This is a genomic window from Bacillus sp. FSL R7-0685, from assembly GCF_038002425.1.
GTDB classification, from domain to species: Bacteria; Bacillota; Bacilli; order Bacillales; family Bacillaceae; genus Bacillus; species Bacillus subtilis.
Genome location: NZ_JBBOCN010000001.1, coordinates 2,065,858 through 2,092,013 on the forward strand (window position 1 = coordinate 2,065,858; position 26,156 = coordinate 2,092,013).

Annotated in this window: 37 protein-coding genes and 10 pseudogenes; 14 read left to right on the forward strand and 33 right to left on the reverse strand. The window is 36.0% G+C overall.

The features are described from left to right. Positions 1–106 precede the first annotated feature (106 nt). A pseudogene (locus MKY50_RS10405) lies at positions 107–438 on the forward strand (helix-turn-helix domain-containing protein). A 39-nt stretch (positions 439–477) separates the two neighbouring features. Here the strand turns inward: MKY50_RS10405 and MKY50_RS10410 are convergent. The 7 genes and pseudogenes from MKY50_RS10410 to MKY50_RS10440 all read right to left on the reverse strand — a co-directional run bounded on the left by MKY50_RS10410 (position 478) and on the right by MKY50_RS10440 (position 2,982). Beyond that, a complete protein-coding gene (locus tag MKY50_RS10410; RefSeq protein ID WP_044052683.1) occupies positions 478–828 on the reverse strand; it encodes a hypothetical protein in 351 nt (116 codons plus the stop codon). A 101-nt stretch (positions 829–929) separates the two neighbouring features. Continuing rightward, entirely contained in the window at positions 930–1,214 is a 285-nt protein-coding gene (locus tag MKY50_RS10415) for a hypothetical protein (RefSeq protein ID WP_029727212.1), read from the reverse strand. Positions 1,215–1,247: 33 nt separating this feature from the next. Then, positions 1,248–1,577 carry an HIT domain-containing protein gene (locus tag MKY50_RS10420; protein ID WP_029318060.1) on the reverse strand — a complete coding sequence of 110 codons (330 nt, stop codon included), beginning with the start codon at positions 1,575–1,577 and terminating at the stop codon, positions 1,248–1,250. A gap of 478 nt (positions 1,578–2,055) precedes the next feature. Then, positions 2,056–2,223, reverse strand: a complete 168-nt coding sequence (locus MKY50_RS10425) for a permease (RefSeq protein ID WP_341116622.1) — start codon at positions 2,221–2,223, stop codon at positions 2,056–2,058. Between the two features lie 160 nt (positions 2,224–2,383). Next, a pseudogene (locus MKY50_RS10430) lies at positions 2,384–2,505 on the reverse strand (hypothetical protein). Between the two features lie 9 nt (positions 2,506–2,514). Beyond that, on the reverse strand, positions 2,515–2,727 hold the full coding sequence (locus MKY50_RS10435; RefSeq protein ID WP_033883988.1) for a hypothetical protein: 213 nt from the start codon (positions 2,725–2,727) through the stop codon (positions 2,515–2,517). A gap of 3 nt (positions 2,728–2,730) precedes the next feature. After that, positions 2,731–2,982, reverse strand: a complete 252-nt coding sequence (locus tag MKY50_RS10440) for a hypothetical protein (RefSeq protein WP_029727209.1) — start codon at positions 2,980–2,982, stop codon at positions 2,731–2,733. Positions 2,983–3,047: 65 nt separating this feature from the next. On the opposite strand from MKY50_RS10440, the gene MKY50_RS10445 reads away from it, so the two are divergent. Continuing rightward, the gene (locus tag MKY50_RS10445) at positions 3,048–3,227 is read left to right on the forward strand and encodes a hypothetical protein (RefSeq protein ID WP_341117308.1); all 180 of its coding nucleotides are present in this window, start codon (positions 3,048–3,050) and stop codon (positions 3,225–3,227) included. A 264-nt stretch (positions 3,228–3,491) separates the two neighbouring features. Here the strand turns inward: MKY50_RS10445 and MKY50_RS10450 are convergent, their stop codons facing one another. The 5 genes and pseudogenes from MKY50_RS10450 to MKY50_RS10470 all read right to left on the reverse strand — a co-directional run bounded on the left by MKY50_RS10450 (position 3,492) and on the right by MKY50_RS10470 (position 6,353). Further along, complete coding sequence (locus MKY50_RS10450; RefSeq protein ID WP_033884044.1) at positions 3,492–3,722, reverse strand: hypothetical protein; 231 nt, start codon at positions 3,720–3,722, stop codon at positions 3,492–3,494. 43 nt (positions 3,723–3,765) lie between these two features. Then, on the reverse strand, positions 3,766–4,404 hold the full coding sequence (locus MKY50_RS10455) for an HIRAN domain-containing protein (protein ID WP_327847490.1): 639 nt from the start codon (positions 4,402–4,404) through the stop codon (positions 3,766–3,768). 117 nt (positions 4,405–4,521) lie between these two features. Then, positions 4,522–4,710, reverse strand: a complete 189-nt coding sequence (locus tag MKY50_RS10460; protein WP_134818957.1) for a hypothetical protein — start codon at positions 4,708–4,710, stop codon at positions 4,522–4,524. Between the two features lie 537 nt (positions 4,711–5,247). Further along, positions 5,248–5,452, reverse strand: a pseudogene (locus MKY50_RS10465) (helix-turn-helix domain-containing protein). Positions 5,453–5,951: 499 nt separating this feature from the next. Then, the gene (locus MKY50_RS10470; RefSeq protein ID WP_341116626.1) at positions 5,952–6,353 is read right to left on the reverse strand and encodes a hypothetical protein; all 402 of its coding nucleotides are present in this window, start codon (positions 6,351–6,353) and stop codon (positions 5,952–5,954) included. 1,052 nt (positions 6,354–7,405) lie between these two features. Between MKY50_RS10470 and MKY50_RS10475 the strand changes: the two are divergent. Together MKY50_RS10475 and MKY50_RS10480 are read left to right on the forward strand one after the other, a co-directional pair. Beyond that, positions 7,406–7,642, forward strand: a pseudogene (locus MKY50_RS10475) (S8 family serine peptidase); the annotation flags it as partial. A gap of 48 nt (positions 7,643–7,690) precedes the next feature. Further along, positions 7,691–7,825: pseudogene (locus tag MKY50_RS10480) on the forward strand (ATP-dependent DNA ligase); the annotation flags it as partial. Between the two features lie 201 nt (positions 7,826–8,026). On the opposite strand, the gene MKY50_RS10485 reads toward MKY50_RS10480, so the two are convergent. After that, entirely contained in the window at positions 8,027–8,302 is a 276-nt protein-coding gene (locus tag MKY50_RS10485; RefSeq protein WP_225722012.1) for a hypothetical protein, read from the reverse strand. A 152-nt stretch (positions 8,303–8,454) separates the two neighbouring features. Between MKY50_RS10485 and MKY50_RS10490 the strand changes: the two genes are divergently transcribed. Continuing rightward, positions 8,455–8,757 (forward strand): hypothetical protein, encoded by a 303-nt coding sequence (locus MKY50_RS10490; RefSeq protein ID WP_341116628.1) that lies wholly within the window; start codon positions 8,455–8,457, stop codon positions 8,755–8,757. Between the two features lie 51 nt (positions 8,758–8,808). On the opposite strand, the gene MKY50_RS10495 is transcribed toward MKY50_RS10490, so the two are convergent. Next, a complete protein-coding gene (locus tag MKY50_RS10495) occupies positions 8,809–9,156 on the reverse strand; it encodes a hypothetical protein (RefSeq protein WP_004399296.1) in 348 nt (115 codons plus the stop codon). A 220-nt stretch (positions 9,157–9,376) separates the two neighbouring features. Between MKY50_RS10495 and MKY50_RS10500 the strand changes: the two genes are divergently transcribed. Then, the gene (locus MKY50_RS10500) at positions 9,377–9,751 is read left to right on the forward strand and encodes a YoqO family protein (RefSeq protein WP_033884000.1); all 375 of its coding nucleotides are present in this window, start codon (positions 9,377–9,379) and stop codon (positions 9,749–9,751) included. A 13-nt stretch (positions 9,752–9,764) separates the two neighbouring features. Here MKY50_RS10500 and MKY50_RS10505 read toward each other — a convergent pair whose 3' ends face one another. Next, positions 9,765–9,980 carry a hypothetical protein gene (locus tag MKY50_RS10505; RefSeq protein WP_080529412.1) on the reverse strand — a complete coding sequence of 72 codons (216 nt, stop codon included), beginning with the start codon at positions 9,978–9,980 and terminating at the stop codon, positions 9,765–9,767. Positions 9,981–10,186: 206 nt separating this feature from the next. Between MKY50_RS10505 and MKY50_RS10510 the strand changes: the two genes are divergently transcribed. Further along, positions 10,187–10,462, forward strand: coding sequence for an LCI fold-containing protein (locus MKY50_RS10510; RefSeq protein WP_033884003.1), 276 nt, complete (start codon positions 10,187–10,189; stop codon positions 10,460–10,462). Positions 10,463–10,630: 168 nt separating this feature from the next. Here MKY50_RS10510 and MKY50_RS10515 read toward each other — a convergent pair whose 3' ends face one another. From MKY50_RS10515 to MKY50_RS10535, 5 genes and pseudogenes are all read right to left on the reverse strand, one after another. Then, positions 10,631–10,825: a hypothetical protein gene (locus MKY50_RS10515; protein WP_033884004.1), complete on the reverse strand. Its 195-nt coding sequence runs from the start codon at positions 10,823–10,825 to the stop codon at positions 10,631–10,633. Positions 10,826–10,877: 52 nt separating this feature from the next. After that, a complete protein-coding gene (locus MKY50_RS10520; RefSeq protein ID WP_033884006.1) occupies positions 10,878–11,327 on the reverse strand; it encodes a hypothetical protein in 450 nt (149 codons plus the stop codon). An 81-nt stretch (positions 11,328–11,408) separates the two neighbouring features. Continuing rightward, a complete protein-coding gene (locus MKY50_RS10525; protein WP_033884007.1) occupies positions 11,409–11,657 on the reverse strand; it encodes a hypothetical protein in 249 nt (82 codons plus the stop codon). 28 nt (positions 11,658–11,685) lie between these two features. Then, entirely contained in the window at positions 11,686–11,934 is a 249-nt protein-coding gene (locus tag MKY50_RS10530) for a hypothetical protein (RefSeq protein ID WP_174222940.1), read from the reverse strand. 33 nt (positions 11,935–11,967) lie between these two features. Further along, a pseudogene (locus MKY50_RS10535) lies at positions 11,968–12,204 on the reverse strand (hypothetical protein); the annotation flags it as partial. A 670-nt stretch (positions 12,205–12,874) separates the two neighbouring features. Here MKY50_RS10535 and MKY50_RS10540 point away from each other — a divergent pair. The 4 genes from MKY50_RS10540 to phrK all read left to right on the forward strand — a co-directional run bounded on the left by MKY50_RS10540 (position 12,875) and on the right by phrK (position 15,312). After that, the gene (locus tag MKY50_RS10540) at positions 12,875–13,039 is read left to right on the forward strand and encodes a hypothetical protein (protein WP_341116637.1); all 165 of its coding nucleotides are present in this window, start codon (positions 12,875–12,877) and stop codon (positions 13,037–13,039) included. A gap of 751 nt (positions 13,040–13,790) precedes the next feature. Beyond that, positions 13,791–14,033: a phage holin gene (locus MKY50_RS10545; protein ID WP_341117309.1), complete on the forward strand. Its 243-nt coding sequence runs from the start codon at positions 13,791–13,793 to the stop codon at positions 14,031–14,033. Positions 14,034–14,077: 44 nt separating this feature from the next. Continuing rightward, positions 14,078–15,193 carry a response regulator aspartate phosphatase RapK gene (gene rapK / locus MKY50_RS10550; RefSeq protein ID WP_033884009.1) on the forward strand — a complete coding sequence of 372 codons (1,116 nt, stop codon included), beginning with the start codon at positions 14,078–14,080 and terminating at the stop codon, positions 15,191–15,193. Continuing rightward, the gene (gene phrK / locus MKY50_RS10555; protein WP_004399440.1) at positions 15,190–15,312 is read left to right on the forward strand and encodes a phosphatase RapK inhibitor PhrK; all 123 of its coding nucleotides are present in this window, start codon (positions 15,190–15,192) and stop codon (positions 15,310–15,312) included. The genes rapK and phrK overlap by 4 nt, the downstream gene beginning before the upstream one ends. Positions 15,313–15,366: 54 nt before the next feature. On the opposite strand, the pseudogene MKY50_RS10560 reads toward phrK, so the two are convergent. Continuing rightward, positions 15,367–16,415 (reverse strand): annotated as a pseudogene (locus tag MKY50_RS10560) (Y-family DNA polymerase). Next, positions 16,412–16,648: pseudogene (locus tag MKY50_RS10565) on the reverse strand (YolD-like family protein). The pseudogenes MKY50_RS10560 and MKY50_RS10565 overlap by 4 nt, the downstream one beginning before the upstream one ends. A 208-nt stretch (positions 16,649–16,856) precedes the next feature. On the opposite strand from MKY50_RS10565, the gene MKY50_RS10570 reads away from it, so the two are divergent. Beyond that, positions 16,857–17,192, forward strand: a complete 336-nt coding sequence (locus MKY50_RS10570) for a hypothetical protein (RefSeq protein ID WP_264098984.1) — start codon at positions 16,857–16,859, stop codon at positions 17,190–17,192. 38 nt (positions 17,193–17,230) lie between these two features. Here MKY50_RS10570 and MKY50_RS10575 read toward each other — a convergent pair whose 3' ends face one another. The 4 genes and pseudogenes from MKY50_RS10575 to MKY50_RS10590 all read right to left on the reverse strand — a co-directional run bounded on the left by MKY50_RS10575 (position 17,231) and on the right by MKY50_RS10590 (position 18,776). Then, positions 17,231–17,584, reverse strand: coding sequence for a hypothetical protein (locus tag MKY50_RS10575; RefSeq protein WP_250622286.1), 354 nt, complete (start codon positions 17,582–17,584; stop codon positions 17,231–17,233). A 146-nt stretch (positions 17,585–17,730) separates the two neighbouring features. Then, a pseudogene (locus MKY50_RS10580) lies at positions 17,731–17,913 on the reverse strand (hypothetical protein); the annotation flags it as partial. A gap of 89 nt (positions 17,914–18,002) precedes the next feature. Continuing rightward, positions 18,003–18,122, reverse strand: a pseudogene (locus MKY50_RS10585) (hypothetical protein); the annotation flags it as partial. Between the two features lie 87 nt (positions 18,123–18,209). Further along, positions 18,210–18,776 (reverse strand): SMI1/KNR4 family protein, encoded by a 567-nt coding sequence (locus tag MKY50_RS10590; RefSeq protein ID WP_029727192.1) that lies wholly within the window; start codon positions 18,774–18,776, stop codon positions 18,210–18,212. A 127-nt stretch (positions 18,777–18,903) separates the two neighbouring features. On the opposite strand from MKY50_RS10590, the gene MKY50_RS10595 reads away from it, so the two are divergent. After that, positions 18,904–20,340, forward strand: coding sequence for a flavin monoamine oxidase family protein (locus MKY50_RS10595; RefSeq protein ID WP_341116642.1), 1,437 nt, complete (start codon positions 18,904–18,906; stop codon positions 20,338–20,340). Between the two features lie 249 nt (positions 20,341–20,589). On the opposite strand, the gene csaA is transcribed toward MKY50_RS10595, so the two are convergent. The 7 genes from csaA to MKY50_RS10630 all read right to left on the reverse strand — a co-directional run bounded on the left by csaA (position 20,590) and on the right by MKY50_RS10630 (position 25,383). Continuing rightward, positions 20,590–20,922 carry a chaperone CsaA gene (gene csaA / locus MKY50_RS10600; RefSeq protein ID WP_341116644.1) on the reverse strand — a complete coding sequence of 111 codons (333 nt, stop codon included), beginning with the start codon at positions 20,920–20,922 and terminating at the stop codon, positions 20,590–20,592. Between the two features lie 63 nt (positions 20,923–20,985). Further along, positions 20,986–21,711: a helix-turn-helix domain-containing protein gene (locus MKY50_RS10605; protein ID WP_080477820.1), complete on the reverse strand. Its 726-nt coding sequence runs from the start codon at positions 21,709–21,711 to the stop codon at positions 20,986–20,988. A 14-nt stretch (positions 21,712–21,725) separates the two neighbouring features. Further along, positions 21,726–22,469 carry a GNAT family N-acetyltransferase gene (locus tag MKY50_RS10610; RefSeq protein WP_069703920.1) on the reverse strand — a complete coding sequence of 248 codons (744 nt, stop codon included), beginning with the start codon at positions 22,467–22,469 and terminating at the stop codon, positions 21,726–21,728. Positions 22,470–22,546: 77 nt separating this feature from the next. After that, positions 22,547–23,122, reverse strand: a complete 576-nt coding sequence (locus MKY50_RS10615; protein ID WP_017697555.1) for a TetR/AcrR family transcriptional regulator — start codon at positions 23,120–23,122, stop codon at positions 22,547–22,549. Positions 23,123–23,127: 5 nt separating this feature from the next. After that, on the reverse strand, positions 23,128–23,829 hold the full coding sequence (locus tag MKY50_RS10620; RefSeq protein ID WP_015251916.1) for an MBL fold metallo-hydrolase: 702 nt from the start codon (positions 23,827–23,829) through the stop codon (positions 23,128–23,130). A 76-nt stretch (positions 23,830–23,905) separates the two neighbouring features. Further along, positions 23,906–24,388 (reverse strand): GyrI-like domain-containing protein, encoded by a 483-nt coding sequence (locus MKY50_RS10625; protein ID WP_014480008.1) that lies wholly within the window; start codon positions 24,386–24,388, stop codon positions 23,906–23,908. 53 nt (positions 24,389–24,441) lie between these two features. Further along, a complete protein-coding gene (locus MKY50_RS10630; protein ID WP_003231290.1) occupies positions 24,442–25,383 on the reverse strand; it encodes a helix-turn-helix transcriptional regulator in 942 nt (313 codons plus the stop codon). A gap of 205 nt (positions 25,384–25,588) precedes the next feature. On the opposite strand from MKY50_RS10630, the gene csk22 reads away from it, so the two are divergent. Further along, the gene (gene csk22 / locus MKY50_RS10635) at positions 25,589–26,134 is read left to right on the forward strand and encodes a mother cell-specific sporulation protein Csk22 (RefSeq protein ID WP_341116650.1); all 546 of its coding nucleotides are present in this window, start codon (positions 25,589–25,591) and stop codon (positions 26,132–26,134) included. Positions 26,135–26,156 lie beyond the last annotated feature (22 nt).

Sequence of the window (26,156 nt, forward strand, 5' to 3'; positions counted from 1 at the left end):
GCCAGAAATCGTGAAAATTTTGAAATTCTTTTGAGATTTTTTATTTTATTGAGAAATGAAAGCTCATATAATTGAACTAGATGGTTTTGGGAGGCGTTTATTCAAAATGTATGGCCAAAGATTACGTCAATTACGAAAGGCACACAAATTAACAATGGAACAGTTAGGTGAGAAAATTGGAATTGCAAAATCAAGTTACGGCGCGGTATAAAACTGAAAGAAAAAAACCACCATTGGACAAGTTGATTATTTTAGCTAGGCTATATGATGTTACAGTTGATTACATACTTGGGTTAACGGATGATCTTGATCCTAAAGTGGAAAGAAAAAACCTAAATAGAAAAACCTTATATCCACTGGGATGGATATAAACTTACACCTGAGATGTTAGATCCTATACGGAAAATTTTAAAATTGGTTACTGCAAACAACAATTAAAAAGAGCCCGCATAAGGGCTTTTGCATAAAACAATTATATCATTGAATTTTCCAACTCATTTCAATAAGTTTATTCATGATGATAGCTAAACTTTCACCAGCTTTTTGTGGCTTCTCACCTGCTTTTATCAGAGTAATTAAAGCACTTAAATAGTCCATTAAGCTATTTTGATTTATTGTAACTGTTTCTTTATAAGCTTTGTAAGCTTCCTCGAACTGATCAAATTGCACACCCTTCATAGCAGCAACAGCTAATTTATCAGAAATATTTCCATATGACTCTGTTACACTAAAAAATCTTTTGACATTGATTAGTAAGGCAATGCACTTTAAATAATCGTACCCCAGACCAATATGTAAATTGCCTGTTGCAAACAGCAAATCGTTCAAAACTGTGTACGGTTCACCATTCCTTGCAACTGTCTCAATCCCTTTAGAGAACATTAGAGGATTATTACTTTAGGATTTCTTTCTGCAGTTGCTTTTCTAATTCATTCTTTTATGGTTGGAACTCCTCCAAATAGGACAGATGCTTGTGAGCAATGGTATTCAACTTGAGCATATTTTTTAACAGCTGAAAAAACTCCCAAAAGAATTAAACTTATAATTATTAAAGTGATTGTCCAGGCGTTATACTCTGTTGTTATTGCTGTTATCAAAGAAAACAAAAAGTTTAATATAGGTACAATTGTAAGTTTTGATTTAAAAAAGGTAAGTACAATGGTAGTTATAGCTGCTAAACAATTAATAACTATTATAAATATGTACAAATCCATTTAGTTTCACACCTTTTGATTAAAAGGATTCTTTTATCTTAATGGCTCTCCCGAAGCTATATGCCAATGTAGATGCTTCGAATCCTGATATTCTCCCAAGTTTGTAAGTACTCTACAAGAACCGTTTTCTTTTGTTACCATAGCTGCAACCTTTTTTATCACACCAAGCAACTCAAGTAGTAGCTCGTTATCCCCTTCTTCCAAAGTTATTAAAGAAGAAATATGCTTTTTTGGAATTGCAACTATATGGACTGGCCAAAAAGGTCTTGTATGATGATACGCTAAGACATTCTCGGTTTCAAAGACTTTATTTACTTTTGTTTTTCCACTTAATACTTCATCGCAATAAAAATCTTCAGTCATTATTAATCCTCCCAACAGCGTTTAGCTTCGATCCTCATAGTCAATATATAAATTAATCCAATGCTCTTCTCGAGGATTTGGCTCTTTGTTAGTTATGTACCAGCCGTTAAAGTGGGCAATCAAATGAATCATTATTTTTCTGCTTGTCCTTTAGAATCCATACCTAATTGGGTAAAGCCACTTTTAGTGCTTAACGGATCTCCATCTCGGGGGTATCAAATTGTATAAGAGCTATATAGTATTTCCTAAGTCTGTACCAAAAGGTTATAGAGCCACCAAAGTGATCTCGATAGTGACTAACTTAAATTTTTGGTTTATAACTCTTTGATTTTAAATAGTCGGCAATTTCTTTCGCGCCAAATTCTTGACCTATTTGTCCTCTTTCTTTAAGCACCCTCTAAACCTCACAATAAAATGATTATTTTATTACTATTATACTACAATTTTCCATGGTCATACTAAACAAAAAGCAGTCTATTCAGATCTGTTCCTTAGCGTTTTCTTCTTTTAAATTTTTGTTTAGTTTGAAACCAATTAAGACATTGACAATAGCTGCTGGAAGATATAAAATTCCTGCACCCATTATTCCTAACGCGGTACTAGAACTCACTATAAATGCCTGCATTTCTGTGTTTCTTGACTTCAAGCTAAGTAATACGAGGAGACCAGCTAAAACACCCATAAGCCGTGCAATACCTGAAATATAGAAATCTGTTAGGACTCCAAATAATAGCCCTATAAGCGATAGCACAATCCCGAAAAAGCTGGACAATAAAACTAAATTTTTAATGGCATTTCACCCCTTTTTAAAGCCGCTTCCATTCAACATACCCAAACCGCTTTTGATACCGGTCTTCCAGTATAGCAGCCCATTCAATCCGCAATAAGACTTTTTTTCCTCGTTCTCAATCCACTCTATCCAATACACCTAAACCCCCTAACGCTTTACGACTTGAATTTCCCTTACCTCACATTGCACATTACACTTTGATTTAAGCTCATTTGCTACCTCAATGATTTCATACATTGTTTGCAATTTAGATGTTCCGTGGCGGTAGCTAGATGTCAAATAACCTTCCTCATCTAACTTTGATTTGAAGTATTCCTTGTTTTCAAACTGCAGTACATAAAAATAATCAAGCAAAGGTATAAATCAACCTCTTTTAAATAATTTTGTAATCCTCATTGCTAATGGCAGCAAACCAATTATCATGAAAAAGGCAATTGCATTAAGCTTATTTTTGAAAAACAGGCTGGCCAAATTCCTTTCCATGCCCGCCGCTGTTTCTTTATCCATGAGTTCTTTAAACTCTTCATCATAGACCTGATCAACAAAAATAAACTTAATGCCAGTCAACAATCCAACTCCAAGCCAGATAATTAAAAAATAAGCTAATCCAATCATTGTTTTCTTCCCTATATCGAACGAAATTTGGTATTCTTGAGTATGTTGAATAAGTTATGTAGGTGATCTTGTGGAAGAGAAATACAAACGGGTATGATACTTCAATCGTTTATGATTACAAAGAATATTCTGATTTAAAATACGGTCGCTGCGCCAATTGTGATTACACTTTGTTCAAAAGCTCTGCGAAGAGTGGAATATTCTTGCGTGAATGTCGGCGATGCGGTATGAAAAAGAGCATTTAGATTAATGCTCTTTTTGTTTAAAACATTTCTTTTATTATTTGCTTCGATCAGGCAATCCACTAAACTCGTTAAATGATTTAACTTGTTTAATTCTTCTCCCTCTTCAGGTCGCCATCTGTAAAAAGCCAAGAGTTTTCACAGATCGTATATTCACTTGCTTTTTCAGCGATTTTCATGTATGTCTCTTCTGCCATATGTACCATGTAAATTTCCTCGTTTTTAATGTGACAGAACCTAATTGGATCTTACAAAGTCAGTCACTCCTCATTGTTTTATCCAATAAGCTGCTGGAACGTTCAATACTTGATATTGTTCATCTAAATAAGCATGTTTTCTTTTCCAACTACTTTTCTTCCACGCTTCTTGATTTGAATATGATGGATCTTTCGGTTTTGGATAGTCTCCATTTATCCATCCGTCTTCAATATGATTTAATTTCGCTTCGCTGCCTTCATCATTGTATTTATACCAGACAGTTATCATTTTGACCGCCATATAGTTCACTCACCCGCTCCCCTCAAAATTGTGGTTTCATAGTCTATTTGTCTGTCTTAATGACTATTTGACACTCAATTTTATAATTTGTTTCACCTGTTTCAATCTTTGTATCATCGCGGTTAACTTTATATTTCCCTCCATACAAACTTGCTGAGATTGGGTGCCTTATACCACTCTTTAACTGATCGTAAATGTATTTCTTGCCTTCTTGAAAATTCTTTCGAGGAACATGTCCTACTTTGAAATCATTTACATAGACAGCTATAGCTTCCGGATCGTACTCGTTATTCTCTTCTAACCGCAATTCACAATTAGAGAAAAGGGCATTATGATAAACAAATATTGGCTCATCAAAAGTAGATTCTAAAATCTCTTTATTTGTCATACCATCATATTTTTCATCGAAGAAAAAGCTATTTTCATCCTCAGTATTGATGGCTTTCTTAATATCTTTTTGATAGTGTGATGTTCCTGCAACTTTAAAGTCTATATACTCAAAAAATGCAGACTTTTCTTCATATTTCCTTGAGAAGGCTGTTTCTTGAATCAAGATTGGGAAATTTTCTTTTTTAGATGTCACCTCTGTTTCGTTATTAACCTCAGAAGTATTAATATTATTATTTCTACTCTCATTCTGTTCATTTTTAACTTTGTTCTTGAAAAAGTTGAGTATGCCCAAATGTCCCCCTCCAATTAAAATAAAAGAATGAATTTATTTTAAATTCCTCTCACAAAACTTGAATTTTCGCATATGAAGCACCAGACTTTCTTATTTACTAACTCACAATTCAACTATTTAAGGAATATAAATTCTTTCTTTCCCCACTGCTCTTTTAACCTGTTCTTTTAATACAAATAATTTCGATAATTCTAAACAATATACTTGATCATCCATAATAATATAAGCCTCCGACAACCATTCAGGCACATATCCTAAATGTTGTTTGCCCAAAACTAATCTTTTTAAAGCTAAATTAATTCTCATCTAAACCCAATAGAGATTGGAATAAGTTCCAAGGTATTTTTTGAAACTATATTTTTTACCCGCATGTTCAATAACTTCAGTCATATTGGTTTACATAACAATCTTCTTTTCCAGTGTGAGGAGTGTTTCTCACCCATATGGTTTTGTTCTTTACTTTCAAAAAATAGACGCTCTTTTTATGGTTCTTTCGCATAACCAGTGCACCTTTTTTCAATAGTTGCTTATCATACTTCTCTAGAAAAACAAAGCATCCTTTCCACTTTTGATCATTAATTTTAGGTCATATAACATTATGCTCTTTTATAATTTCATTTTTCATTCCCAAATCAGTTACTTCAAAATTTATAAACGGGCGTGAGTGACAAAAGGTGTTGAGTTATACGGAGTTGTTTTAAAACCATTATTATGAAACCTAATTAGCTTTACATATCCTCTATTAATCTCCTTGTACTCCTCTAATTCAACAAAAGTACGATTTTATGCAGACCTAGAAAACTTGTAATTACTTTCTATCCTTCTAACTTTAGTATACCATTTTCATCCTGAGCGATCGATATGATTATGACTTTTTTCGAATATCTGCAATTCCTGCAGCTCGATGTTAGCTCTCTTGGATACCGCTCCATTTCGTCATTATATAGCTTTTGGACAGTCGGATACTCGTGATCAATATCCCTGGAAAGTTTCCGGATACTGATCTTTCTTTGGTCTATAATATGGGCTTTAAATTAGATTTAATCATTGTTATCACCTCAATTTTGATCACTTAAAATGATCATTGAATTTGTAGTAATGACCAAGGCTTTAAATCTGCTTTGACTCTAAAGAAGCTTAATATGGATAATCCGGGCTCTTCATGGTCAATCCCATATTTGCCTTTGATTTTCTCGTTCCCACAACCAGGATTCTTTTCGACTCATAACGAGCTCTCACTAGCTGCGCTCAATGTTTTTGGTAATAATAGGATTCGACCCAATGATAATTTCTTCCCTTATTTTCACACCATTCAATAAATCCCTTTGATTGTTTTTCTGTAAACAACACCCAGTCATTTAACAGATCTTGATAATAGTTAAGTGCTTCGTTATTGTTATTTCTTGTTTGTTGACATTCTACCTTGTTGTTTAACTGTATTGACTTAATAATAAGTGCTGTATCTTCTTTAATATCGCCAAGGTACAAATCTTCGGATATATGATGAAATGAATACCAAAGTGCGTTCAAATTTATATCGATTAGCGTTAATAAGGATAATTGTTCATTGCTGCCACCAAGTCTAAGCGCATTGTGTAAGTAATCGACACGTTTTCAGTATTTAAAAACACGCCATACCACCTATATGGCCTTGGATCTTCCGGATTACTCTTCATCCATCCCTCAAGTAAAGGCTTTAAAAGTTCCTCTTCCAAAGGATGAACGAGTACATGGTGAATATCATCTGATGTTTCAAATAAATCAAATAGCCAACATGCAAACTTCTGTTGGGCATTATTATCCCACGTCTTTGCTTCATCAATAAAAGAAGATAATGCTTTAAAGGATTCCTTACGTAACCCTTTTTCTTTGAGGGAGCAGAACTTTTGAAATAATGGATATTCATCCAATCTGTCACTTTTCAAGATATTAGTTAAGATATTTACCATTGCTCACATCTCTCTTCGTTTAGAATCAAGTCCATGTTATATTTAGCCTTTGTACCTTGCTATATCACTAAGAATAACTTGATTTCCATTTTCCTTTTTCTACACCTGGATGCATTTCAAAATGATTTTAATTGAACTTGAAAGTGATATGTACAATAAACTGAGTTGCTATCTTCAACTATAAAGTATGTATCTTGGATTAAGAAATTTGTAAAGCCAACTGTTTTGAGTATCGCTTTACTCCTCATGAGCATATCCATCTGGATATCATTATCAGTTAGAAGGTCCAAATTAATAGTAAACGCTGTATGTAATTCAAAGAAAGAATTATCAAATTTAAAGTTTAAGATTTTCAGACACCCCCCCACCTTACCGTTTCCTTTATTATACAGCGTGATCTTATCTAATTAAAACTGCTGTTTTATACAGAAAATAATGTCCTTTGTTCCTTTCCCTCTTCCGTCCATTGCAGATGCTAGCCACTTCATAGTTTCTTTAATATAGTTTTAATAATAAAAGCTTCATGAAAAAAGGTGATTTTTTGCCCGCTTGAACGCCCCCTCAACATTTTTAAAAATTCCATGGGCGTTTCAGTACATTCTCCTTTCCAAGTTTTTGTTTCATTGCCTAACCATTCTCCCGGGTAACGTCTTTTTTAGATGACACTTTAATCTCTCCATTCTGTGTGAAATTGTTGTTTACTTAATTAGATGCCATAACAAAAAAAGCTTCCTAACTTCAGATGCTGGTACGCTTTCTTTCTTAATATATGAACATAAAACGACTACGTGCATTCTCTTGTAAATTCAACCTTTCTATATTTAGAAATTTTAATATTCGAAATTTATCCTTTCCCTCTTTACTTATATATAGAAAAAAGTATTATTTACCTAAATGAAAAATAGTTAAAAAAGTAGCAGAAAGAGGTTATTAAATGAAAAAGTTATTTGTTACTTTTCTTGTGCTAATCTCCTTAAAAAGGTTACACTGGTAAGTATTCTCTAGCTACCTTGTCAAATGATGACTGCAAAACAAGCTGGGGACTATGTATTGTGTTCCCAAGTAAAGAAGTTAAACTTTATTCTCCAAAGAGTCCTATAAAGGTAGCTGTATTAGATAGTGGGATTAATAGCTCTCTGTCTATTTTTGAAAATAGTTCAATAACCTCATATGATGCTATAAAAAACAATTCCACTACAAAAGATTCTTTAGGCCATGATACAGCCATAGCGGGTGTTATTATGGCTCCTTTAAATAAACAAACAGTTCAAGGAATATCTCCTCAAGTGAAATTATTCGATGTTAAGGTTCTTAACGATAAAGGAGGTGGTGAAGTCCACTCTATGAAACAAGTAAAGTCTGAATCTGAAGAATATGTATTTTTTGAGCCTATTTTATGTAAGGTTAAGCATAAATTTAAGACTAAGCACGGTAAACTCCGCATACCTTCCTTCGAATCCTGGAGAGTGTAATCTCTCCGTTACATAACTCCTTAGAGCCTAGCTTTTAAAATCCGAGTAAAAATTTAGTACATGGATCAATTAGTTGCTATCGAATAAGAACTTTAGTGAATTAATTGCTCATGTCTTTTATAAATTTGAATTGTCCTTTTTTATCTAATTCTAAAAACAAATCAATCCGATTTTGTGAACTACTTCTTCCTCTAACTTCACTCATTCTTCACTCATTTTTGCTTGAAACATTTCTTCTGCAGATACTTCATGAGCTTTAGCGATCCAATAAATATCTTTTAACAGTTTTTGTGCATTATTATATGACCAGATTGTGTATGGAAACCGAGTTTGAATTACAGCAGTTTCATCATCTGGAGTTGCTACCGTATATGGTAATGACCTGTCAAAGATCTCAGTGTCATAGTCATACCACAACCAGAGCATGTCAGCAGTATTATGTATGTAATATCCTAAGTACTCTCGTTGAAAGTTCATCTGTTCACTCACTGCTTTTAAATAGAATAACTATTTTATAATCTCTTCTTAATACCCTCCACTTAAAATACAGTATAATTGTAACTTGGATACACTAATCTATTTACATATAATTACAGTGTATTTCATTAAAAAATCAGGAGATAATTTTATTGAAAATTAAAAAGGTTATTACAAGTTCCCTCTTATTAACGTCTTTATTTATTTCCGCTGCTACCGCTTATGCTACACCTGCTACCTCTGTTAAAAGTCATGATGCTATCCGAATCCAAGGAGATCAAATGGAAATGACTGTCGTGAGATACTACACCCAAGAAGAATCCCGTAGTATCCCTTATACGATTCAATATGCAGAGAATGGTTGGTACGGAACCTTGACTGCAACTAATTGGAAACAGCAATCTGATCTTAGAGTTAGAGTTGAATATACAGAGACTGTTTACTTAGGACAATAATAAATGAGGGGCGACTAGTCCCTTATCTTATTTTTAGTTAAAAACTATCTTTTATTCAATCTCTATATTCAACCCAGTTGATCCAACTTTGATTTCCCTCATCTCTCCAATCTGTGGCATATATAAATGTTTCTTTTCATTAGAAACAATTTCACCCTTCCAACAACCGTTTTGCACAAAGGATTTTGTCCCGATTGGTAAAGTTTGAAGATCTGCGTTCTCTATGTATTCTCCCTCCTCTCTATAAATATCTCCTTGTTCAGAAATCCTCCTTTTCGAAACTTTAATGTCGATTTTGTAAAGTGAATTTTCATCCTCAATCATTAATTTATATAGCCAATCAGTTATTTTTGATTGCTCTTCACTACCGTTAACCATATCGAAAATCTTCCTGTACATGTCATTCCTCTTCTTTTGAAAAATACTTGTCTCACCTCTTTAATAGTTAAAGTTTCTTGATTTTGCACTTTTCCACTCATTAACTATCCACTTCATATGTATTCATTAATTTAATGATAAAACCACGATTTTAATTTAACTTTAATATGCACCATCTTGAGAAAATCCCCTTTAATTGGTAAACTCATACTTAACTTTTTATATACAAGTGGGTGTTGCCTTGAATAAAACAATCGGAATTGTTGGATTAATTATCAGCATACTAGTGCAAACTTTTTCGGCCGATGAATCGCTATCGCATAAGATTGCTACGGCTTTGTTATTGGTATCAATAATGATTTATAATTTTGAACATGCTAAGGATTATTCTAAAAAGTCACTTGTTATTTTAGGAGTTACCTTTATTCTTTTGATGCTAGGAGTTTATCAACTGCTCTCATTTACCAGCGATTACTTTGAAAAGCTTAATGTGAATTTTAGATATACCCTCTTATTTGAAATAGCATTAATTATTGCATTGGTAACGATTGCAGTAAATGTAATGAAGTACATTGCGAATCGGTTAAGGAAATCGACTAATGGTAAAGAGTTATAGCTCTTTGCCTTTTTTATGCTAAATGCTTCTTTCTATGCGGTCTTTTATGTATGAAATCAAATGCTAAATCAACTTTCTCTGGTTCCCTTTCCTCTGTTACTCGCTGAGTAACAACAATAAGTTGACCGTTTTCTTGACGATCAATACTCTTAACTGAATATCCTTTAGAACCGTAATATTCTCCGATAATCTCATCAACGTGGTTACTAAGCAGATTCCTCTTTATCACCTGAAAAACCTCCACTTATTTTATTTTTATTCTTTATTTTTTTTATGATTTCATCCTATAATCCATCTCTCCATTTGCCCTCTCCTCTATCACGACATTAACCGACACACAATTTCCATATATATGGGAGTAATTTCGCTATTTCCCCAACAGATAAATCCATATAATGTAATTGTAAGAAAAAATTATAAGAATGGGGGATTTACATGAGTTACAAAAAAGTAATAACAGGTGTTGCATTATCTGTAGGTTTACTTGTTTCAGCATCTCCAGCGTTCGCTGCAAGTACTAGTCCCGATAAGGAAATAGTAAATGTTGCAAGTGATGATTTTAAAGCTCAAGCTATCAAATGGGATCTACCTAGTACTACTGGTATTTTTGCCAATACCTTTGAAAAAGACGGTATCCGCTGGTATTTAAAAGGTATTACAAAAGTCTCGGAAGGAAATTGGATTGGCCACTATGAAGGTGTACGAATATAAGATCAAAATGGGGGGGCATCTAGCTCCCTTTTTAAATTCATAGTTTGCCAGCTCTATCTGGTTAAAGTAATCCTTTTAAACATAGTTCAAAAGCACATACCAATTTTGTATACATCCCCATTAATACATCTCCCTCTCTTTAAAACAGTCTTTTTATCAAGTGTAGTGCTACTCATAAACAACAAAGACATTATGATCATCAACAAACATTTCGCTGCCATCAGACAAGTGTATCCAAAAAGCCTCCTCTGGTTCATCTCTATAGTCATAAATTGCGACTACCTTTGTATTTGATTCTTCACTCACTGACTTTCTGACAGTTATTTTTATATTATCTTCAGGCAAAATAATTGATTTAATCATTCACTTCAATCCAATCAAGGTTTGTATTGCACCGTTGTGCTTCAAGTAACATCTAGTCACAAGATTGAACCTTATTCGTTAATACACTTGGTCCCAACTTTTCTGTTCTAGCATTAGAAAGACGCACTTGAACTTTAACATTCTTCATTTCGGCTGTAATTGAGTCAATCCTTCCAGCCCAACTAGGACTGTCTTCAGGTGTAGGATAAAGTTTAAATCGCCAACTAATCTCACCTGGTTTAGAAGCAAAACCTTCGTAGGTATCGTAATTTCCATATGAAGATGGTTCCGGAAGATGAACAGCAAGAATACTTATATTGGTTCTTGGAGCACTAGGCGGATTTAATTGCACCTTATAAATTAATGCCACGCCTTTTACATTTCTAAGGCTCTGATCAACAGGTTCCATTATTACACTACAAGGCATTGTACTTGCTTTTACTTGAATTGGATAGGCAACAGCAGCAGCCAATAAGGATATAACCAAAATAAATCGTCTCATGGAGAGTTCCTCATATTTTTTTGGTTAATTTCCCTTATTTCTGGATCGATTATTCATATGTATTTGATCTGGACTTCAATTTTATTTTGATTTAATTTCAACAGTTAAACTGTCTGGATAGTTTTTTAAATCAAGTGCGTTTACATGACAGTGACCTACATTTTCTTCTTTATCAACGTAATTATAGAAGAACTTTTCCCCATTATTGATGATGACTTCGCCATGATGTATGTACTCCATCTCTGATCCCTTGTACCAAGTTACCTTAACCTTTGTGCTAGGTTTGATTTTATTTAAATCAAATACTGTTATTTCTTTTAGCAAGTTCATTTTTTTAACCTCCTCTTCTCTTTTACTTTTAATCTAATTCCCTCATGTCCTCCTGCTGCTCAATATAACTTTTAAAGTCCTCCCATTCCCTATCAATTTCTTTAATATTCCTAGCAATATAGGTTTCTGTAATGTCTGGATCAACCAACTTTTGAAGAGAAAGTTGGTACATAAATTCAATCTTTGATACTGTTTCTAGAAATGACTGGGCATAACTTTTTGCTCTATTTAAGCGATATTGACTCATTCCATGTTTTGATTCCTTTATTATTCTCACTCCCTTTTAATCACATTAAAATGCAGCTTTTATTTAGACTTCATCAGCTTGTCTAATAGTGTCTAACAACTCTTTCTTCTTGAAATATGTCTTTTCCAAACGATCCACTTCCTTTTGCAATTCAGTAGCAGCAGCATTCTTCAGAATCCATTCTCCTACTCCACAGACTTCCTTTTGTTCTTTCTCAAACGTTTTTATATGTTGATCTTCGAACCTAACCCTTACTCTTGTTCCGTTTTCAAATTCATTATTAAAAGCAGCTGCTTTCTTTTATTCTTCAAGCTGCTTAATCCTTTTGTTGTTGTTAAATGAGTTACTTACAATATTTCCTGATTCACGAGTAGTACTTATAATTAATAATGGAAAGCTTATATCACCTTTAGGTCTTAAAGGTACGTTGAGGTTTTGACTCGGTTAGTAACTTTTGGAGAGGAGTTGCTGACCATCTTTTTCATTAAATTAATTGCATACAGAAATTTAATAATGGAGGAATTTAGATTGCTGCTTAATGACAGAGATTGCTGCTTAATGACAGAGAACGTTTTTTGCTTGAGTATCTTCTTGTTTCTAATCGGATCAAATCGTCGTTTGATACCTTCTAATATACTCACTATCTCTGTCTTTTCTTCTTCAAGAAAAGCTCCAAGAAAAGCTCCTTTTGAAAATTCTGGTTTAAAGGATCTAGGACTATCTATGAGCTCACCATTTGATACAAATATACTCAGTCTTATGTCCTTCGATGTCTTACGGAAGAACTGTTTGATAAGGCTAGAGCTCTACATAGAAATATCGGTGAGCGTGTTTACTTTTTAAAGTCTGACGTCTGCATTTTGTATCATGAGCGGATATCGTGACATCCATTTGCTGCGACTTCTTTTCAAATGAAATGATCACCGCAAAAGAACAGATTAGCAAGCGGTTGTACTATAATAAACACCTAATGGATACTTATTTTAAAGGAAAGATTGAAGAGCATAATGTCATTACGGATTGCGACATTGATAAGGTGTTACATAAGATGTACTTAAGATTTGGATTCAGAGAGTATAAACGAAACAATTATGAGCATGTCTTTAATCTTTTGGGTATCAGTGCCCCTGATTGAAAGCCATAATTGTAAATGAGCAGGTATTAGAACAACTTCATATCTTCCTTCTGCAGCTTATTTAAGTTCCTCACCGTCCATCTAAATGATTTATCTGTGACGAGTTTCTTCTATTATATGTACCCATCTAAAATAACCCTTTCATAAATTCAGCCTTTGCTTTAGGTTATTAAGTATTATGACTAAGACGTTATTGATATTCGCCAATTTGCATAAAAATAAGTCTTCGATTCATTTTTTGCTGTTACGGTAACGATTAATAATATTAAGCCTTATACACCCTCTTAATTATTCATTTTTTTAATTTTGCCCTTGATTTTCATTCGAATTTGTGAGACAGCCGAAAAAAACTCGAAATCCAATATTTGTTACTAAAAAGCAGTATAAGACTTATTATATAGGGATTTAACTACCAAAATGTGGGGGTCTATTAACATCCAAATACTCAAAAGTACCCATGCACTTCCATTTCCACACCCTTTCCAAATTTTCATTTTCCTAATTTTACATTAGATCGTCTTTTTTCACATCATAATCGTTATCGTAAAAGCCTATAGTATCAACGTTTTTCCTTCTAAAAATTTTCCTTTTTTTATCAATATCTCCTTAAAACAACCACTTTCCCCTACTCCCGCTTATGTTTTACGATCGTTTACCCCCTATTCACTAATTAAAGTATCAAAAATCCTTATGTTTACTGTCTTTTTTAGCTCATTATAAATTTTTACGATAAGCATGTTATTCGTGTACGATATACGACTTGACTGTAATTGGTGACGATTTAACAGAGATATTTAATGCACTTCTAACTTTTTTAACTGCAATGGGAATCATTGTTGACCCAACAACTCAAGGTATTTCTGATAGTGAACAAGCAATGGATTATGATAAACCCCCTCCCCTTCTCTTAATTGAGGAGGGTGTTTTTTTCGTAATGAAAAAATTGCAGAAAACTTTACATCCTTTTACAATTTTTTCAATGACTATGTTATGATTGTTTTCGAGAGATTTTTGAAATTTTCAGAAAGAGGGGTTTGGATGAGTAAGATCGCTTCAGAAGTTGTCGCTACTACACTGAATGACTGGTACATTGCTATAAAAAAGCAAAAGGTTGATGAGTCAATAAAATATTATTCAGAGATAAAGAAACTTTTTGATGAAATGGAAGAAGATCAAGAAGTTCTTGCGTATTATAGTTTATTAGAAGAAAGACATAAAATGTTGCTACATTCCTCACGAGGAGAACCTTTGCAAAAGCACACCTATTTTACTGAAGACAATCAAAACTTCATTAAAAAAACAAATGATAAATTAGAATACAACTTTTATCTATTTGAAGCAATGTATGAGGCATACAACAAAAACTATGATCGAGCAATTAACTTATATGGATTAGCTGAGAAAAAGCTTGCAGAAATTCCAGACGAAATTGAAGCAGCTGAATTTTACTCTAAAGTCTCTTACTTATACACTCTTGTTAAACAAAGCATTGTGGCACAACATTATATAAAAAATGCAATTTCGATATATAAGCGACACCCTGATTACAAATGCAAACTTGCTACATCAACAATGATTGCAGCTGCGAACTATGCTGATATGAAACGATTTGAGGAAGCAGAAAAATATTACTTAGAAGCAATTGATATTGCAAAAGAAACAAAAGATGAATTTTTGAAAGCTCAATTATTTCACAATCTTAGCATCGTTTATTCTGATTGGAATAAACCTGATAAATGCATCGAATCTCTTGAAAAAGCAATAGGAAATGAATCTTGGTTACATTCAATTTATTATATAAATTCTTTATTCATGATAATTAAAGAACTCTTTAAAATTGACGAAAAAATGAAAGCCATTAATTTTTACAATAAAGCACAGGAAAGACTCATATTAATGGAGAATAAAGTATACGAAGCCAAAATTAGCATCTTATACAACCTTTATTGTGGTGAATTAAAAAATAATTTCAATAATTGTATTAGTAATATTGAGTTTTTAAAGCAACAAAATGAACTTGAAAGTGTAGATGAATTGTCCTACATAGCTGCAAAAAGGTTTGAATCAATAGGTGCTTTTGAAGAAGCAACGAGCTTTTTCAATGCGAAAATTTGGGCTGAACAGAAAATGAATCAGGTGGAGGGAATCTTATGAAAAAACTTGTGCTTTGCGTATCTATTTTAGCTGTGATTTTAAGTGGAGTAGCTTTAACGCAATTGAGTACAGATTCACCATCTAACATCCAGGTAGCTGAAAGGCCTGTCGGAGGTTAAAAAAGGTTGATTAATTAATTTAGCCCTACTCATACACTTGAGTGGGCTTTTATTTTATGATTTATGTCCACCAGTCAACCCAGCTCTGTGAAGCGCTGTACCTGCAAACGTAACTGAGATACTTCTCACTGTTTTGCCCGAGTAAAACTTATTAAAGAACATCAAGCAACACTTATAAATATCCATCGTGATATTTGTGGGAAAATCAATTGTTTTGGATCGATGAAATCCACCACCAAGCTCATCTTTACTGTAACCAATTCCAAGGCTGATCGTTCGACCAACTTTATTATGTGTACATGCCCTTCTTGCGACTTCCTCACAAATTTCCAAAAGAACAGCCTTAATCTCTTCTCTCCTTGTATAATCCCTCAGTAAAATCTGACTCTTATCAAAACTAATCTGACCTTGCATCAACTGAGCACCTATTTCTGATAAATCAATTCCATGCGCATGATAGTACAACTGGTTTCCCATTATTCCGAACTTCTTTTCAAGCAGCTCTAAAGGAAATTTAGCTAACTGGCCTACAGTTGATATTCCCATCCGATTCAGGTTTCTTTCCATCCTCCCTCCTATTCCCCATATTTTAGACAGTGAACCTTCCAGAGTTTATTTGGCACATCTTCATATCTCCAACGTGCAATACCACTCTTTGTTTTCTTACTCTCCAGGTCAAGCGCAAGCTTACTAAGCAACATATTGTCACCAATTCCAACTGTGCACATCAAACCAAATTCTCTCCACATGCTGCTTTGGATTGCTTTGGCCATTTCTTCAGGATTCTCTTTTCCTGCATCTAAAAAAGATTAATCAATTGAATACGTGTGGACACATTTTTCAGGAACAAATCTGTAAAACAGCTTTGTAATCTCAGTTGAAACTCTGATGAAAAGCTTCATTTGTGGATTTACAATGTATATTCTTGGATCTTCAGGTATCTCAAATAGTCTCGATCCTGTTTTGATTCCAAATCTTTTTTAAGTGCAGGAGATGCGGCTAATACTACACTTACCTGTCTCTCCATATTTCTTACAACAGCCGATACAGAAGTATAAAACACAAAGTATATTCTTACGTAGAAATTGTGAGTAATCAATCATTGTATGTAACTCCTTGTTATATATACTGTGTTGTTATGTTGATCTTTAACGTGAAGCTTGTGTTGTTCAAAATTAATGTAATGAACTCTTCCGGCGGCATTTTCAAACAAATCCATAGTTGTAAAGTTTGAATTTCAAAATTTAAGTGCTTCAGAAACGAGAACGTCCATCATCTCAATTTTTGATCCATCAATCAAATCTTGTTTAAGCTGTATTAAATGTTCTAGCATCATTGATGTCCATTGATTGTTCCTCGATCCCTAAGCATATCGACTCACTCCTTTATTGATCTAATATTAACAGAACAAATGTTCTTCATTCAATATAAATAGGAACAAAAGTTCGATGTAAATGTTGGTAATAAAATATAAAGGTCAATAATGATATACGTAGTATTTATAAAGGAGAGATTCTTATCGACAAGGGAGAGTGAGATGGTGAATGAAGAAGAGGTTAATTGGATTTTTGATTTTAGTTCCTATTTTGATTATATCGGGTATTACTTTAATCGAAGCAAACAAAAAAGCACCTGAAGAAGTTTTAGAAAGTGCTTGGGATGAATTTGGGTTATTTAGTTTTGAAATTGGAATAACAGATCCGGCAATTACAATAGGCATGGATCAAACCAAAAGTGAAGCAAAACTTCGTGAATATTTAAAAGATAATCTGTCTAGAGAAGCCAAGGAAAAATATAAGATCTATATATTCAAAGATGATATTGTTAAGCTTGAGAAAGAGCATCAAGAATATTTGCAAGAAAATAATCTCAATAAGTAAAACGCCCAGCACTTATTGAGCTGGGCACTGTTTCATATTTAAATTGAATTTTTATAAGCATTAATAGCTTCGTTTCGCAACAACATATTATTTTTGTTAACCATGCCTATGTTGTAAGCTTTTTTGATAATATCTAATACCTGTGAATCTAATGCAGAGAGATTACCTCCCGGATTAAATCTTGATTTCCAATAATCTAAAGACTTATTTAGGTCAAGTGAGCTTTTTTTGTTCTCGGGTTTAACTACTTCATTTTTCTCAAGTTTTTCACAGAATTCACTAAAACTAATTGATGAAGGAGTAGGATTATCCCCTCCATACCCTTCTGTAGCCAAACTGCAAAATGCTAAGAATTTCGGATCATAAATAAGATCGCTTGAGTTTACATTCATCACAGATAATCACAATCCTCTCAGAGCTTTTTATAATTGTATTACCTTTTCCATTTTTACACATGTTAAATATCGACAATCCCTCAAATCATTTAATAAGGTTATGTCAAATTTTAATGTTGATAAATACGCAAAAATAAAAGGAAACCATAGTTCCAGGTACCTTTTAGGATTTCTAAACCAATTTTTACAGCGTTTAGTCTCTTTTTGACAACAGTTGTGTTTGAACCTTTTTCTGTCGTGCTTTTATAAGCATTTGAAAGTTTACTAAAAGTTGACTCTAAAGATTTAATGGACAAATCTTGAATTTCTTGGCTAACAATCTTCATTTACAATCCTCACTTTTCGTTTTAAAAACAACACCTACTCAATAGTTGAATTTAGGACTACGCCTTGAATTTTGCGATTCGCAAACTATCATATCAGCTACAGCTTTAAATGTTTTTCTTAGCTTCACCATTTGTGACCTTAGTCCCTTGTACTCTTTGGCTCTTTTATCCGCTTCAGAGAGCAATGAATCAGCTTCAAATACCTTCATTTCATTCTCCTTTCAAGCCTACTCTATGTAAATTTCACCACAATTATTTGCTTGAATAACAAAAAAAGACAGCCAGAACTGACTGTCTTATACATCGTGCGATCGTGTTCTATAATAATTTTCTGCGGTATAGTAGCACCATTCCCAAAAAGTTGCCCCATTGGATTCTATATACCGATCTAGAAATATCTCGAAATTTAAATTTAATGGTGTATATTCCCCTATTTCTAATATAAAAAGATAGTTGGGATCCCCTTTATCCAATTTATCTTTGTCGATCATCAAATGGCACCCTTCTAATAAGTGACCAATTGGAATACCATTGATGCCTTCAAACAAATCCTCATATTTTAACTCCTCTTCAATCTCTTCAAGGCTAAATAAATAAAGTCCTCCACCTATATTCTCCCCATCAGCAAGTATCTGAAAGATTTTCGCACCATTATGCAGTGTAATAAACTTCTGATAATCCTCTGGAAGGGTAATCTGATGTTTAGCTTCAAAGCTTTGAATGTCGTTAAGGGTTGCTTTGTCCTGTGAAAATGTAACAAGGAACTCCATGATATCCCCTTCAGAACAAAACAATTGAATGGCTCCTTTTTCGTCTAAAAGACTTTTCAAGCCATTTACCGTCTTATGAACAAAGTTAGTCACATACATCACCCCTTTATTTCCTTTTAACAATAACCTTTCAAATTCCAAAAGATGTGAACAGATCGTGATAGGTGCTCTTTTCAGTGAATATAATGCAATAAATTCTAAAAAGAGGTGCCTCTAAAAATTGAATTCTCTAATGAATGATGACATGGTAAAGATCATTAGAAATGGCCTTAGCGCATCGCAGCATCAAAAGCACATTCTTGTTATAGGAGCTGGATTGTCCGGGCTTGTATCAGCATCTTTGTTGAAAAATGCCGGTCACAGAGTAACGATTCTCGAAGCGAGCGGCAGAGCGGGCGGCCGTGTCTGCACTTTGAGATCTCCCTTTAGTGATGATTTGTATTTCAACGCTGGCCCGATGCGCATACCGAATAACCATTCGTTAACCTTAGAATATATCAAAAAATTCAAATTGCCAACAAATGTATTTATCAACAGAACCCCGATGGACATCATTTATGCAAATGGAATCAAAACACGTCTCCAAGTTTTTGAACGAGCTCCTGGAATATTGAGATATCCAGTTGCACCACATGAACAAGGGAAAACGTCTGAAGAGCTGATGCTTTCTTTACTGCAGCCTATTCTAAATTTTATCAATCAAAATCCAGCGAGAAATTGGCGGATTGTCGAAGAACAATACAAAAATCATTCGTTAAGCTCTTTTTTAAACACGTATTTTTCATATGGCGCGATCGATATGATCGGTGTACTTTTGGATATGGAAGCGTATATGGGGATGTCCCTTGTTGAAGTATTGCGGGAATCTATCTTTTTTTCTTCACCCGCTCACTTCTATGAGATAACTGGCGGCATGGATCTGCTGCCTCACGCGTTTCTTCCTCAATTAAAAACAAACATTCTATACCATCAAAAAATGATGAAAATTTCTCAGGGTGAAAATAGTGTTACGATCCATTGTCAGCATCAACAAACGGCAGAATTTGCATCGTTCACAGCAGATCTCGCTATTGTAACCATTCCTTTTTCAACATTGCGATTTGTAAAAGTCGAACCATACCATTCATTCTCGTACTATAAACGGAGGGCCATCCGTGAGCTAAACTATATCAGTGCAACAAAAATCGGCATAGAGTTTAAAAGCCGATTTTGGGAAAAAGCCGGTCAGCGCGGCGGCAAATCTATTACTGATCTTCCGATTCGTTTTTCATATTATCCAAGCAGAAATATTGGAGCAAATGGACATGCCGTCATTCTGGCGAGTTATACTTGGGCTGATGAGGCACTAATATGGGACAGTCTTTCAGAAGGAGAGCGAATCCAGTATACTTTACTGAATTTATCTGAAATCTATGGTGATATTGTATGGTCTGAATTTGTGTCTGGCACTTCTTTTAGCTGGAGCCAGTACCCGTATTCTGCGGGAGGTTTTACAGCTTTCGAACCAGGACAAGAATTAGAGCTGTATCCCTATATTCCTGTCCCTGAGGGCAGAATTCATTTCGCCGGAGAACACGCCTCACTCACTCATGCGTGGATGCAAGGCGCGATTGAATCTGGAATACGTGTTGCTTATGAGGTCAATCGCTTACCTTAGATCATGCTCACCTTCTGTACTAAAAGATTATTACATTTCATATAATAAGATCTTGATTAGACGGACAAATTCAATCACAAAAACAAAGTAATCCTTGCAATCCTTCGCCCTCCATGCTATATTCATATAGCGATGAGCTGAATTGTGTAAGCCGATGTACATGCCTTTACGGCACACACGAATGTGGCGTGTGGTGCATCGCCTCAATATGCAAAAGACGTTTGCCTTAGGCAAACGTCTTTTTTTGCGTTATCCGATTTTTGTGCCGTTTGGAACAGGCTGATCCGGCTGCAAAAGGACGACGTCGCCCTGGCCGGGTATGCCGCCGAGGACCAAGACTTCCGATTTAAATCCGGCGATCCGGCGGGGCGGAAAGTTCACGACTGCTATGACTTGCTTGTTGATGAGATTTTCCGTCTTATAACGCTTCGTGATCTGCGCGCTCGATTGTTTTAAGCCGATTTCAGTCCCAAAATCTATCACAAGCTTGATTGCCGGTACTCTTGCTTCAGGAAATTCTTCCGCTTTTACAATTGTTCCCGTTCTGATATCCAATTTCTCAAAGTCTTCAATAACTGCCATATCAATAACTCCTTTTTCTCCTATTGTAAAGGAGATATACAATATTCTTTTAACTAAGAGCCATCATTTTTTATCCGAATATAAGGTGTTTCGATACAGGCGGGGCGGCATTCCTGTGCTTTTCGTGAACCATCTTGTAAAAGAAGAAAGGTTTTGAAAGCCCAGCGCCTCGCTCACGACGGTAAGGGTTTCATTTCTCTCCATCAGCATTCGTTTTGCTTCCTCAAGGCGAAGGTCGGCAATATAGTTCTGCGGGGACTTCCCTGTCTGTTTTTTGAACCAGCTTGAATAGTAAGCTGGGTGATAATGCTCGATTTCTGCCAGCTTCTTAATCGTCAGCCGCTCAAATAAATGGCTGTGAATGTATGCAATTGAGGCATAGCTATGGGATTGAAGCTTTTCTTTTATGTATTGTACTAGCATATGAAGCGAGTTGGCTGTTCCGGCCTTTGCTTCCTCTGTCAGCAAGTACCTGATCGAAGACCAGAAAGGATCGAGGGCAGCTTCAATTCCCGATCCTGCACGATACTCATCAATTTTCATTGCATGAAGCGGAACATCCAGTACAAGACATTCATTTCTTCCGATAGAACGGAAACGATGCTCACACTGCGGAGGAATATATAAAAAATGATCTGGCTTTAATTTCACCTGGCGCTCTTCAGTCTCAAGATCAATACTCCCTTCAAGCGGAAAAAGAAATTGGCTGTATGCGTGCTTATGTGAATGATAAAGGCGTGTGTACGTCCGTTTTTCGCAAATCATCTCTTGAAGCGAGTCCATCAGCAAACCCCTTCCTTTGGTCATCTTTTAATCCGGTAATGGTGTTCCGATATAGGCGAAAATCCGATTTTTTTATATAAAGAAACTGCCGCCAGATTTTCTTTCATCACTTGTAAAAACATGCGTTCCGCTCCGTTGTTTTTTGCCCATTCAGTCAACACCCTGATCACTTGGGTTCCTGCCCCTTTTCCTCTGTGCTCCTCAGCTACAACGATATTACTAAGTCCGCCATAACCATCAATGACAGAAACCGTGCCAAGCGCTGTCAGGCTTTCTTTGTCATACATCTTGAAAAAAGTTTTACACGGCGGCATGCGTTCGAATATGTGTTTGTAACCTTTGTGACGCTCGGGTGAAAACCCTTCTAATTGAATAAATTCATCTATCCAAACAGATGATGGCTCTTGTTCCCACTTGTATGTAAATCGGCTGTTGTCATTTGTTCGGCTCATAATTGACCGGCACAACGCTGTCATCTGGAAGCACTCGTCTACCTTTTCATAACGGCTGTCTGCCAATGCGTCATCAAGCCCTTTCGGTGATGCGTTGCTAATATGAAAACAAACAGGTAAGCCTAAACTTTGATAAAAAAGTTCGGCCTCTAGCTGAAAATCCCCTTCAGGCATATCCGCAGAAGTCCATACGCTATTTGCCCTTTTGGTTACGCCAAAATTCGCTCTGAGAAGCCATTTCCCTATGCTTTTTTGAAAATAAGCCGGCCATGAAGCTGCCGCTAACCGTTCAATCTTGTGAATGTCATCCATTGCATAATGCCTCTCCCCTATGTATACTCCCTTGATATTATACAATATTCAGAAATATAAGACATCCATTTGTTTGTTTACATAATATTTTTATTGTTTATTAATAATCCTGACAAAAATGTCCTAATTGAAAATGACAGGCTTTCTAAAATGTCCTCCTCACGTTCAAATGCTTCTTTTGCGATTAAAGCAGTAAAGCCATGCAGCAGGCTTCTGAGCCCCCTTGTCGCATGAATGGCAGTCTTTTCACTTGCATAGCCGTTTTCAATGAGCAGCTTCGTCACAAGACAGACAATTTGGTCAGAGACGATTTCCGTCCGTTTGTCCTGAACCTTAAGCAGAGCCGCTTCATAATATCCGGGATTTTCAATTGCAAAATCAACATATGCATGAGCTAAAGAAAGCATAGCGGAATCTCCCTTTCGTTCGGTTACGGAGTCCGCCATTTGATCAAAAAGCTTTGTCAGTCCTCTGACAGCAAGTTCTGCTCTGATCGCTTGCAGCCCGTTGATATGGTTATACAATGACGGGGGGCGAACATTCATTTTTTTAGAAAGTGCGGCAAGTGAGACACCATTTACCCCTTCCTGATCGGCAATCTCTGCTGCAGCGTCTACAATCATTTTTTGGGTCAAACCTATTCTCGGTGACATGCTCATCATCCTTTCTTTGCTTTTTGGATCGCCTGTCTCATCCGCTCTGAAGGTGATCGCAGGAATTTTCCATGTCCGACAGCGAGACAGGAAGGCGCCTTATCTGCGAGCAATTGTGCACTTTTGATGGCCTCCTCCTTATTCCATGTGGCGAAAGCGGGAAAAGGAAACGTCCATTTTATCTGACCTGATACAGCGATTCCTCCGCGCAACTGAAACGCATCTCCTGCTATTAAAGTGCCGTTTCTTGTATCAAGAAATGACATGCTGCCCGGTGTATGGCCCGGTGTTGGAATGGCAAGCAGAGAACCAATTGTTTCACCGCCCGTCAGCAGTTGGTGAGGCTTTGTTTGTATGTGTTTCGGAATACCTCCTTTTATAGGCGTCTGCGGCTCATCTTGCCGCAATGATGTATCACCTTGGAGCAAGAATGAATCCCGTTCCGAGATCATGACCTTTGCATGCGGAAATGTTTGTGCCAATGTATCCAGTGATCCGACATGGTCCCCATGTGCATGAGTCAGTAAAATATGCCGAAGCGGTTTTCCAAGCTGATTCACAGCTTGAATAATCCCTTTATAGCTGCCTGGCAGTGCGGCATCAATAAGGGTGACTTCGTTTTCTTCCTCTACTAAATAGCAATTAACCGGAAACAATGCTGGAAAAAAAGTCAGCTGCCAAACCGTTTGGTACTGAGTCATTCTCATCTTTTTATTCCTCCTAACAAAAACTAATGGTGTTAGTTTTATTATTAACTAACACCATTAGTTTTTCAAGAGTTTATTATTTTTTTATCGCTACATAAATGTTAACTTGTGCTCGCTGTGGCACTGCGGCACTTTGATCATACATCTCAAAATCACCTGTAAACGTGCGCAGATGCCGCTTATCCCAAGTCCAAATTTCCTTCCACGTTTCAAGCACAATCTCTTCAATAGGACCGATTCTGGAAGTGAAAACGGCGTAAGCGGAAGCCGGCAAATCAATGTTTTCATATGGTCCCGGAAGAATGTCGTCGTATTCCTGAAACGTTCCGACTGAAAACGTATAAAACCCATTCGTCTCTTGTTCATAATTCGAATATAAGGCAATAATGCTTTTGTCTTTTTCAGCCTGTGATAAAAGAGCGCTCATATCCTGCTTCCAGAATTGGTCCCACAGTGCCGGAATCCTCCTTTCTTCCGTCATTTCCAGTGCGTTGCTTGTCCGTTGTGACAGTCCGGCAAATCGTTTCCGGTCTAAGTGTGTTATATGTGAAAAGCCCATACGATCTCCTCCTTTTGTTAAGATTATAGACAAAGAAACCTGACAGCAGTGTGTCAGGTTTCATATATTTTTTGCATGTGATGAATGGTTTCTTTTACTTTATCCCGTATATGAAGAGGCTGCAGAACCTCAATATCCTTTCCGAACTGGAGCAAAAAACCGATCAGCCATTGATCTTCTGGAAGTGAAATCACCGCCTGGCAGATTTCATCTTCCTCACAACAGTGAAGGACATCATATCCGAACCATTCACCTATACGCTGACGTGCTGACGGCTGAACAAGAATAACCAATTCAGTTAAACGGTCCTTTTGGTACCAACTCTTATCCCATGGCAAAGTGTCCAGCTGAATGTCTTTTCTGATAAATGTCTGATGTAAGATGGCCAGATCTTTCATCCGGTTCAGTTTAAAAAAGCGAAAATCATTTCTTACCAGGCAGTAGGCATATAAATACCAGTGCCCCGCCTTGCAAACCAATGTATAAGGTTCAGTTTCCCGAAGTAGTGTTTCCCCGCTTGCGCTTGTATATGTAAAAGATATCGTTAACAACCGATCGATGGCAGCGCTGATTTTCTCGCGCAGCGTCTTTTGATCCTCAGTATGGCCCCAAGCCGTCATGTCAATAAACCATTTTTCTGTTTGGTGCTTAAATGCTTGAGTAGATTGCTCAGGTATAAGGTGTTTGATTTTTTGATAGGCTGTGCTGTGAGAAACGGGTTCATACATAGATGAAACGCTTTGCAAAGCGGAAGCAATTGCAAACAATTCCTCCTCCTTCAGCCACTCTCTTTCAAGCCGATACGTTTCCATGATGCCAATTCCGCCCCCGGAACCCTGTGAGGTCACAATCGGAATACCAGCCCTATTGATCGTCTCAATATCACGGTAAATTGTTCTGACAGATACTTCAAACAGCTCAGCAAGCTCTGCAGCCTGCACTTGTTTTTTGCTGATCAATAACACAACCATCGCTAACAAACGTTCCAGTTTCATTCTGCGCACCTTTTCTTCTTGTATTTTCCAACAAAACAATCATAACATTTTGATAAAGCTTGGGCATATCTATTATGCGGCGGAATACACCTCGCATATGCTATGAAAACAGGGGTTTCCCCTTCTTTTTTGTGTTCAGTATTTATTTCAGCTACTATTTCCGACCGGATAAGCATACACTTCTCAACGGAGGGGATTTCACATCATGCATCTTACACTTCAGAGCGTTTATCCTGCCATAATCATCATCTTTTTTCTGTATAAAAAAATTAAAAGGTCCATCGGATACCAGCCGCTGAAGCCCCGCTGGCTGTTCACCCGCGTCATTCTTTTCTCGCTGTTTGCTTTTGGACTTTCAATCTTCAGCGCCATTCACCCTTTTTTATATGGATATCTCATTTTGGGCATTCTTGGCGGATGGCTCCTTGTCTTTTTCGCTAAGAAAAACATCTCTTTTGAAAAACGCAGAGGAAAGATCTATTTTCGGACTCATATTTGGGTAGAGGTGATTCTCTTAACTTTATTTCTATCAAGATTTCTGTATCGAGTGACAGAGCTTTATCTTACCTCGCCTGATCTAAACCGCCTTGGATCATACAGTCAGTCAATCGGAACGGACCCTCTGACAATTGGCGTCTGTTTTCTGATAGCCGTTTATTATATCGGTTTTTCTTCTTTTGTCATCAAGCTCAGCAGAAACGAACTTGAACAGCACGAATACAATAAAGAAAAAGACATCCTTGCCCGCTAACAGCGAGTTAAGCAAGGATGTC

Bases quoted from the DNA above. Each gene is read 5' to 3' on its own strand.
- MKY50_RS10510 (WP_033884003.1), top strand. From the start codon at position 10,187: ATGAGTTACAAAAAAGTAATAACAGGTGTTGCATTATCTGTAGGTTTA.
- MKY50_RS10495 (WP_004399296.1), bottom strand. From the start codon at position 9,156: ATGTACAGGAAGATTTTCGATATGGTTAACGGTAGTGAAGAGCAATCA.
- csaA (WP_341116644.1), bottom strand. From the start codon at position 20,922: ATGGCAGTTATTGAAGACTTTGAGAAATTGGATATCAGAACGGGAACA.
- rapK (WP_033884009.1), top strand. From the start codon at position 14,078: ATGAGTAAGATCGCTTCAGAAGTTGTCGCTACTACACTGAATGACTGG.
- MKY50_RS10525 (WP_033884007.1), bottom strand. From the start codon at position 11,657: ATGAACTTGCTAAAAGAAATAACAGTATTTGATTTAAATAAAATCAAA.
- MKY50_RS10610 (WP_069703920.1), bottom strand. From the start codon at position 22,469: ATGGATGACATTCACAAGATTGAACGGTTAGCGGCAGCTTCATGGCCG.
- MKY50_RS10620 (WP_015251916.1), bottom strand. From the start codon at position 23,829: ATGAGAATGACTCAGTACCAAACGGTTTGGCAGCTGACTTTTTTTCCA.
- MKY50_RS10415 (WP_029727212.1), bottom strand. From the start codon at position 1,214: ATGGATTTGTACATATTTATAATAGTTATTAATTGTTTAGCAGCTATA.
- csk22 (WP_341116650.1), top strand. From the start codon at position 25,589: ATGCATCTTACACTTCAGAGCGTTTATCCTGCCATAATCATCATCTTT.
- MKY50_RS10625 (WP_014480008.1), bottom strand. From the start codon at position 24,388: ATGGGCTTTTCACATATAACACACTTAGACCGGAAACGATTTGCCGGA.
- MKY50_RS10460 (WP_134818957.1), bottom strand. From the start codon at position 4,710: ATGAGAATTAATTTAGCTTTAAAAAGATTAGTTTTGGGCAAACAACAT.
- phrK (WP_004399440.1), top strand. From the start codon at position 15,190: ATGAAAAAACTTGTGCTTTGCGTATCTATTTTAGCTGTGATTTTAAGT.
- MKY50_RS10420 (WP_029318060.1), bottom strand. From the start codon at position 1,577: ATGACTGAAGATTTTTATTGCGATGAAGTATTAAGTGGAAAAACAAAA.
- MKY50_RS10630 (WP_003231290.1), bottom strand. From the start codon at position 25,383: ATGAAACTGGAACGTTTGTTAGCGATGGTTGTGTTATTGATCAGCAAA.
- MKY50_RS10515 (WP_033884004.1), bottom strand. From the start codon at position 10,825: ATGATTAAATCAATTATTTTGCCTGAAGATAATATAAAAATAACTGTC.
- MKY50_RS10485 (WP_225722012.1), bottom strand. From the start codon at position 8,302: ATGAACTTTCAACGAGAGTACTTAGGATATTACATACATAATACTGCT.
- MKY50_RS10540 (WP_341116637.1), top strand. From the start codon at position 12,875: ATGGATACTTATTTTAAAGGAAAGATTGAAGAGCATAATGTCATTACG.
- MKY50_RS10520 (WP_033884006.1), bottom strand. From the start codon at position 11,327: ATGAGACGATTTATTTTGGTTATATCCTTATTGGCTGCTGCTGTTGCC.
- MKY50_RS10450 (WP_033884044.1), bottom strand. From the start codon at position 3,722: ATGGCGGTCAAAATGATAACTGTCTGGTATAAATACAATGATGAAGGC.
- MKY50_RS10440 (WP_029727209.1), bottom strand. From the start codon at position 2,982: ATGATTGGATTAGCTTATTTTTTAATTATCTGGCTTGGAGTTGGATTG.
- MKY50_RS10570 (WP_264098984.1), top strand. From the start codon at position 16,857: ATGAAGAAGAGGTTAATTGGATTTTTGATTTTAGTTCCTATTTTGATT.
- MKY50_RS10575 (WP_250622286.1), bottom strand. From the start codon at position 17,584: ATGAATGTAAACTCAAGCGATCTTATTTATGATCCGAAATTCTTAGCA.
- MKY50_RS10470 (WP_341116626.1), bottom strand. From the start codon at position 6,353: ATGGTAAATATCTTAACTAATATCTTGAAAAGTGACAGATTGGATGAA.
- MKY50_RS10615 (WP_017697555.1), bottom strand. From the start codon at position 23,122: ATGTCACCGAGAATAGGTTTGACCCAAAAAATGATTGTAGACGCTGCA.